At 70.5% G+C, this 7,169-nt stretch carries 8 protein-coding genes; 4 read left to right on the forward strand and 4 right to left on the reverse strand.

Features of this window, described 5'->3' with window-relative positions; translation table 11 throughout:
* Positions 1-846 (forward strand): TrmH family RNA methyltransferase (locus AC08OP_RS04245; protein ID WP_476612990.1); only part of this gene is annotated, 846 nt, incomplete at its 5' end.
* Positions 847-856: 10 nt separating this feature from the next.
* On the opposite strand, the gene AC08OP_RS04250 is transcribed toward AC08OP_RS04245, so the two are convergent.
* Positions 857-1,351: a DUF2752 domain-containing protein gene (locus tag AC08OP_RS04250; protein ID WP_476612991.1), complete on the reverse strand. Its 495-nt coding sequence runs from the start codon at positions 1,349-1,351 to the stop codon at positions 857-859.
* A gap of 173 nt (positions 1,352-1,524) precedes the next feature.
* Here AC08OP_RS04250 and speB point away from each other — a divergent pair, with 173 nt between their 5' ends.
* Positions 1,525-2,547, forward strand: a complete 1,023-nt coding sequence (speB, locus tag AC08OP_RS04255; protein WP_476612992.1) for an agmatinase — start codon at positions 1,525-1,527, stop codon at positions 2,545-2,547.
* Positions 2,548-2,696: 149 nt separating this feature from the next.
* Here the strand turns inward: speB and AC08OP_RS04260 are convergent, their stop codons facing one another.
* Positions 2,697-3,149 carry a hypothetical protein gene (locus tag AC08OP_RS04260; protein WP_462189237.1) on the reverse strand — a complete coding sequence of 151 codons (453 nt, stop codon included), beginning with the start codon at positions 3,147-3,149 and terminating at the stop codon, positions 2,697-2,699.
* 157 nt (positions 3,150-3,306) lie between these two features.
* Positions 3,307-3,678 carry a transposase gene (locus AC08OP_RS04265; RefSeq protein WP_476613005.1) on the reverse strand — a complete coding sequence of 124 codons (372 nt, stop codon included), beginning with the start codon at positions 3,676-3,678 and terminating at the stop codon, positions 3,307-3,309.
* 20 nt (positions 3,679-3,698) lie between these two features.
* On the opposite strand from AC08OP_RS04265, the gene AC08OP_RS04270 reads away from it, so the two are divergent.
* The gene (locus AC08OP_RS04270) at positions 3,699-4,847 is read left to right on the forward strand and encodes a MarR family transcriptional regulator (protein ID WP_476612993.1); all 1,149 of its coding nucleotides are present in this window, start codon (positions 3,699-3,701) and stop codon (positions 4,845-4,847) included.
* 117 nt (positions 4,848-4,964) lie between these two features.
* On the forward strand, positions 4,965-6,314 hold the full coding sequence (locus AC08OP_RS04275) for an ABC transporter substrate-binding protein (protein ID WP_476612994.1): 1,350 nt from the start codon (positions 4,965-4,967) through the stop codon (positions 6,312-6,314).
* Between the two features lie 116 nt (positions 6,315-6,430).
* Here AC08OP_RS04275 and AC08OP_RS04280 read toward each other — a convergent pair whose 3' ends face one another.
* On the reverse strand, positions 6,431-7,105 hold the full coding sequence (locus AC08OP_RS04280; protein ID WP_462187788.1) for an ABC transporter ATP-binding protein: 675 nt from the start codon (positions 7,103-7,105) through the stop codon (positions 6,431-6,433).
* Positions 7,106-7,169: the final 64 nt, after the last annotated feature.

Consider the following 7,169-nt stretch of genomic DNA (forward strand, 5'->3'; position numbering starts at 1 on the left):
GTCATCATGATCGAAGATTCGGGTGATCCCCGGGTCGACGACTACATCTCGTTGACCGACGTCGCGCTGCGCCGTCGGCGGGAGCCGGCCGACGGACTGTTCATCGCCGAGGGCGAACGGGTGATCATCCGGGCGCTGCGGGCCGGCTACCGGCCGCGTTCGGTCCTGGTCTCGCCCGCGCGCCTGACGGCTGTGCCCGCGGACCTCGGCGCCGACGTTCCGGTGTACGTCGCGGGACCCGACGTGCTCGCGGCGATCACCGGCTTCGAGGTGCATCGGGGGGCGCTTGCGGCGATGGGCCGCCGGCCGCCCCGCGCCGCGGCCGACCTCCTGGTCGACGCCCGGCGGGTACTGGTGTGTGAGGACATCGTGAGCCACACCAACCTGGGGGCGATCTTCCGTTCGGCCGCGGGACTCGGGATGGACACGGTGCTCCTGAGCCCGCGCTGCGCCGATCCGCTCTACCGGCGTTCTGTGCGGGTTTCGATGGGGGAGGTGTTCGCCGTCCCCTATGCCCGGCTCGAACCCTGGCCGGAGGCCCTCGGTCTGCTGCAGGATGCCGGGTTCACGCTGCTGGCGCTGACTCCGGCGGCGGACGCCGAGGATCTTGGCTCCTTCGCGGCCGGACTCACCGCCTGCGCCGCGCCCGCGCCCGCACCCGCACCCGCACCGGTGACAGAGGCGGCCCGGGTCGCGTTGCTGCTGGGCACGGAGGGCGCCGGGCTGTCGGCGGCGGCGCAGTCGGCGGCGACAGCCCGGGTCCGGATTCCGATGGCGCACGGGGTCGACTCACTGAACGTCGCGGCGACCGCCGCCATCGCCTGCTACCTGCTGGGCCGCCGTTGAGCCGCCGGCTTCAGGAGGCGAGCCAGCGGCAGCCGGGCAACGGCAGGTTCCGCAGCACCCAGAAGGCGATGATCAGTATCGGAACGGCGGGAAGCAGGCGGGCCGGTACCCGGGGCAACGGGCGGCGCCAGCCGGCCGCCCGCGCCACCGCCACGATCCAGCCGAGCACCAGCATCGGGGCGGCGATGACGAAGTAGACATTGTAGTCGGCCGCGGCCGCGAGGTGTCCGTGCAGAAGCTGGTGCAGGCCGCGGAGGGCGCCGCAACCCGGGCAGTCCAGGGACGTGGCCCACCGGAACGGGCACGTGGGGTAGTGGCCCGGCTGGGCGGGGTCGACGAGGTACACCCGGCCGCAGACGCCGACGGCGGCTACACCGAGCACGGCAAAACCCGCCAACCGGGCCCGCGGTGACCAGACCCGGCCCGCGCCGATGGTCGTCCCCGGGGCGCCCGGGGCGCCCGGGGCGCTCAGGGTGCCTGGGGTGCCTGGGGTGCTCAGAGCCATGGCCGCGCCGGTCGGTTCCGACGCCGTGTGTGCCGGGTGGTCTGGGTGCGGTGCCGCGACCTCCACCGGAGAAGCGTAACCGGGGCGCGGACCAGTAGGTGGCGGACCGTGGGACAGCGGACCGGGGGGTGGCGGACCGTGGGACAGTGGATAGGGCCCGATCGGAGGGACAGATGACGGCACGAAACGGCGATCGTGAGCCGGGCCCGGACGCCCCCGGCTACGCGGGGCTCGCGACCTTCTGCGGACTGCCCTGGCTGCCCGGGACGGAGGCGCTGGCAGCCCGCCGGCCCGACGTCGCCGTCGTCGGTGCTCCGTTCGACATCTCGACGACCCACCGTCCCGGCGCCCGGTTCGGCCCCCGGGCGATGCGGGCCAATGCCTACAACCCCGGCACCTACCATCTCGACCTCGGTATCGAGATCTTCGACTGGCTCGACGCCGTCGACGCCGGCGACGCGCACTGTCCGCACGGGCTCACCGAGGCGTCCCATCGCAACATCCGGGCCAAGGTTGCGCAGATCGCCGGGCTCGGCACGATCCCGCTCGTCATCGGTGGCGACCACTCGATCACCTGGCCGGCCGCAACCGGCGTGGCCGACGCCGTGGGCTGGGGTGAACTCGGTCTGCTGCACTTCGACGCGCATGCCGACACCGCGGACGTCATCGACGGCAACCTCGCCTCGCATGGCACTCCGATGCGACGGCTCATCGAGTCCGGTGCCGTGCGTGGACGCAACTTCGTCCAGGTGGGGCTACGCGGCTACTGGCCGCCGCCGGACGTGTTCGCCTGGATGCGCGAGCAGGAGATGACCTGGCATCTCATGCACGAGATCTGGCAGCGGGGCAGCCGTGACGTCGTCGTGGACGCGATCGCGCGGGCCACGGACGGGTGCCGGGCACTGTACCTGTCGGTCGACATCGATGTCCTGGACCCGGGGTTCGCGCCGGGCACCGGCACCCCGGAACCCGGGGGGATGACCCCGGCCGACCTGCTGCGGGCGGTCCGTCAGATCGCGCTCGACACGCCGCTCGTGGCTGCCGACATCGTCGAAGTCTCCCCGCCGTACGACCACGCGGAAACGACGGTCAACAGCGCCCATCGCGTCGCCATGGAGGTCTTCGCGGGACTTGCCTACCGCAGGCGGGAAGCCGCCGGTGGCGTTCCGGACCTGCCTGGGTCGGCCCCGGCCTGAGCCGGCCCTCCGTGGCAACCGTCTGTCGCAACCGACGGTCCAACCGGGAGCCGGTTGGACCGTCGACCGAACCATCGGCGTTTCGTATTCTCGCGAGCACTTCGTATTCTCACGAGTACTTCGTATTCTCGCGAGCACGCAGAGCGCCCTCATTCCAGGTGCAGGGCGCCCTCCTCAGCCGTGCGCGCACCCACGTCCGGCGTGACGATGCTGGGAACGGCGAAGTTCGCGTCGTAATCCTCCGCGAGGGTCGTCGTCCCCTCGCCGTATGCGTCGGCGTCGAGAACAGCCCCGGACTCCCGCCGCTCGGCTTCCAGGTAGGGGTCGGCGTCCGGCGTTTCTGCGGCGAGTTGCCGATCGAAGGACGACCCCGCACGCTCCTCACGTGGTGTGCTCGGATAGCGGACGCCGGCACTCGGTCTGTCGGGTGCATCCCAACTGTCGTCCAATGGATCTCGGCCGGCATCCGTCGAGCCGAGATCGTCGCTGTCAAGCATCTCCGCGGGTTCCAGGGGAGCATCCTCGCGGTACCACGACCGTTCGGAGTCGGCTGCGATGGAACCCGGGTCGAACTGCTCGGGACCCGAGGCTGACTGCGTCATGGCTGCCTCCCCGACCGGCCCACGGGCGCGGCGCGGCCTGCTTGGGACATCCCGCAACATTCCGCCCGGCAAAGCGAGTCCGGCCACTGTTGATATCGGTGCGTCCCAGGCCGCTCCCGGCACGCCTCGCCGCATGACCTTCCCGGCGACGGCCGGGCTAAGCCCGCCGCCGTGGCCCTTGCTCGCCGTGGCCCCATGCTTCGACCACCGTTTGGTTCTCGCGGATGATCCTCGCGGACAGCGTGTGCAGATGATCCCGGATCCGGTCGCGGATCCGGTCGCGGATCCGCGCCACCTTCGCCCGGGCCTTCTCCCGGTTCACCGACCCCTGCCGCGTGCGGGACAGCTCCCGCTGCGCCTGGGTGAGGCGCTGCCGGTCGCGGCGTGAACGACGTGGATCGGGCGACCGGGCGGGGTGTGTGCCGCCGCGGACCGGGTGCCCGCCGAGAGTGGCATTGCGAGTGCCATCGGCAGCGGGACGGACACGATTACCGCGTGGGGTGACCCCGCTTGTCGGCGAATAGGAGATGGCGTATACCGTCCCGCTTTGTGGCTACTGTTGCTGACCGGATACTCGACCAGCTTGCCAAGGTTCCCGCGGGTTTGGACGACGGCAGGTTGGCGGCGGCGATCGGGGCGAGCCGGGGCACGGTGAACCAGGTCTGCCGGAAGCTCGCGCAGGCGGGGCGGCTGGACCGGGGTCAGGGTCCCGACGGCCTGATTCTCAACCGTCTGGCGCTCGCGGCGACCTCGCCGCCCGAGGAACCGGAATCCGCTCCTGCCGTGGAATCCGCCGGCGTCGCCCCCCCGGCGCTCGCCGAGGAGGTCACTTTTCCCGCCGTGGCCGAGCCTGTTCCCGATGCGTTCGCGTCGGCCGAGTCCTCGTCGGCCCAGCCTGTTCCCGACGTCTCCGCGTCGGTTGAACGTGCTCCTGTGGGTTCTGAGCCTGCCGTCGCCGCCGCCGAGGCGGTCATGGCCACAGGCACCGATGAGCAGGCGGTCGATGGCGAGCCGGTGGACCTGCTCGTGGAGCCAGCCGCCGAGCTGGTCGTCGAGGTCGTCGAAGTCGTCGAGGTCGTGGAGGTGGAACCCACTGGCGACCCGGAGGCGGGTACCGAGGCCGATGCACCGGTAGCGGAGGCGCCGGTAGCGGAGGTGACGGAGCTGGTCCTGTCGCAGGTCGTCGAGCCCGACCCGGTCGCCGAGGCGGGTGCGGCGGCGGTCGAGGCGGCGGCGGTCGAGGCGGGTGCGGCGTCGGCCGTGCCGGCCCCGGGGCGCGCCGAGGATCCGGTCACAGCGATCGGCCAGGCCTTGGCCGCTCTGGACGAGGCGATGTCCGTGTTGGGCAGCACGATCGTCCCGGCCTCGCTCGATGCGGCAGGTGGTGCGTCGCATGCCTCGCCGTCGCCGGGCGGTACGGTAACCGAGCTTTCCGGGGAGCGGCGGGCTCCCACGGAGCGCGCCGACGGCGTCGGGGGTGGCAGCCGGCCGGTAGCCGGCGCGCCCCTGCCCGCGGGGACGGCCGCGAGCAGGGAGACCCACGAGCCGGCGAGCAGGGGTACCGCACGCCGGGAAGGCGGGGAAGACGGGGCCGAGGGGAGCACCCCGACTTCGGGGAAGGCACCGGCCGATCGCGTGAGCACCGCACCGGTGCGTCGGAGCTGGTGGCGCCGAATGTTTGTCCGTAACGCCCATTGATGTAACTAACGGTACATAGTCGGCAGTGGGACCGGCTGTCGTTAGGTTGACGCGTCGACGATGTTGATCGGCAATAACGTTTCGAGCGTCACCGATCTACCAGGGGAGAGCATGTCCATGCGAGCGAGATCGCTCGTCGCCGCCATTGTGCTGTCGTCGCTGGCGCTCGTCGCCTGCGGCAGCCGGGCCAGTAACAACGGAACGACCTCGGCCGGCAACAAACCGGCCGGGGCGTCGAACAACACAGCCTCGGATATCGGTGTCACGCCGACCGAGATCAAGATCGGTACAATCGCCGGCCTGAGCAGCGGTTTCGGGCCGGACACGTTCTCCGCCTCACTGTACGGGGCGCGGGCCTATTTCAAGGCGCTCAACGCCGCGGGCGGAGTCAACGGGCGCACCGTGAACCTCGTCGAGTGTGACGACAAGGGCACCGGTGACGGAAACGCGAACTGCGCGCACAAGCTCGTCGACGACGAGAAGGTCTTCGCGCTCGCCGGGGTGACGGCGTTCGACTACACGGGTGCGCAGTACATCAACTCCAAGGGTGTTCCGGATATCGGCGGCCAGCCCGTGTCCGCAGCCTACGATCAGTATCCGCACCTGTACTCGATCTACGGCAGCTATTATCCGCGCACCGGCAGCCGTCCCGGCTACAACGGCACGCTCTACGCGGGGACCGAGACCTACCGCTGGTTCAAGCAGAACCTGAAGACCAACGTCGCCGGGGTTGTGTACTACAACGTCGCCCCGTCGGAGCGGTACGCCAAGTCGATCGCGGACGGCCTGCGCAAGGAGGGCTACACGGTCATCGAGGAGCAGATCAATCTCGGCGCCCCGAGTTGGGACGCGACGGTCCTCGACCTCAAGCGGCGTGGCGTCCAGATCGTCTTCGACGCGATGGACGACGGCGGTAACGCTCAGCTGTGCAACGCCATTGAGTCCCAGAAAATGCCGATCACGGCGAAGGTGACCCCGCCGCAGGGCTGGGCCAACAACGTCCGCCAGGTCTACAATGCCTCCCCGAATTGCCGGAACACGATCTACTCTACTGGCGGCACCGCCAACTATGCGGACACCCAGATTCCCGCGGTCGCCACGTTCCAGAAGGATCTGCAGGCGGCCGCGCCCGATCGGGTGGCCAAGACGAACCTGTGGATGCTCGAGGGTTACGCCTCGGCCCAGTGGCTGACCGACGCGATCCGGTCCTGCGGCGCCGACGTCACCCGCGCCTGCGTCGAGGCGTACATGAACAGCGGCAAGGACTACGACGGTCACGGCCTGCTCATCCCGACCGGCCGGAACTTCAAGAAGTTGCCTGAACCGCCGTCGCAGGAGCAGAACTGCCTCAACGTCGCCCGTTGGCAGGACTCGGCGAACGGAAACCAGGGCGGCTGGGTGACCCAGGTCAAGGACATGAACACCAACTGCTTCACCGTCCCGGATCTGCCCTACCAGGCCGGCTGATCTCTCGCGGGACCGTCCGGGACCGCCCGAGTGATCTCGGGCCCCGGTCGGGGCACCCTCCACGGCGCCACGGAGGGAACCTCGACCGGGGCCTTTCACCGGGGCCTTTCGCGGCCCTACGCCCGGAATTCCCCCGGTGCGCCCGCGAAGGACCGCTCGCCCCGGTGCAGGACGTAGACCAGGTCCGCCATCGCCAGGGCCTGCTCGGTGTACTGGTCGGCGAGCACGACGGTGGTGCCCGACGCGGCGACCGTCGCAAGCCAGCCGAACAGGTCCGCGGCGACCTTCGGGGATAGTCCGAGCGACAGCTCGTCGACCATCAGGACCGAGGGGCGGGCCAGCAGGGCGCGGGCGAGCGCCAGCATTCGCCGCTCACCGCCGGACATCGATCCGGCCCGCTGCGTCAGCCGCTCCCGCAGCCGGGGGAACGACTCCAGCGCGGGGGTGATGTCGGGGTGCCCGCTGGCTTCCGCGATGATCTGCAGATTGTCCCGGACCGACAGGGTGGCGAAGACGGCCCGTTCGTCCGGCACGAGCATCAGTCCCCGGCGGGCCCGGTCGACGGTGGACATCTTGGTGATGTCCTCGCCGCGCCAGGTCAGACTGCCCGAACGCAGTGGGATCAGCCCGGCCAGCATCCGCAGGGTGGTGCTCTTGCCCGCGCCGTTGACCCCGAGCAGGGCGGTGACCTTGCCGGCGGGGATGGCGAGGTCCAGACCGTGCAGGACCTCCACGGTCCCGTAGCCGGCCCGCGCCCCGGTCAGTTCGAGTTCGGCTGTCGCCGTGGTCACCGTGCCTCCTGCGGCTGCTTCAGGACCGTTTCATCGTGGCGATGGGCAGCCTGGGCCAGGTACA

Source organism: Frankia sp. CeRuru1 (assembly GCF_977966315.1).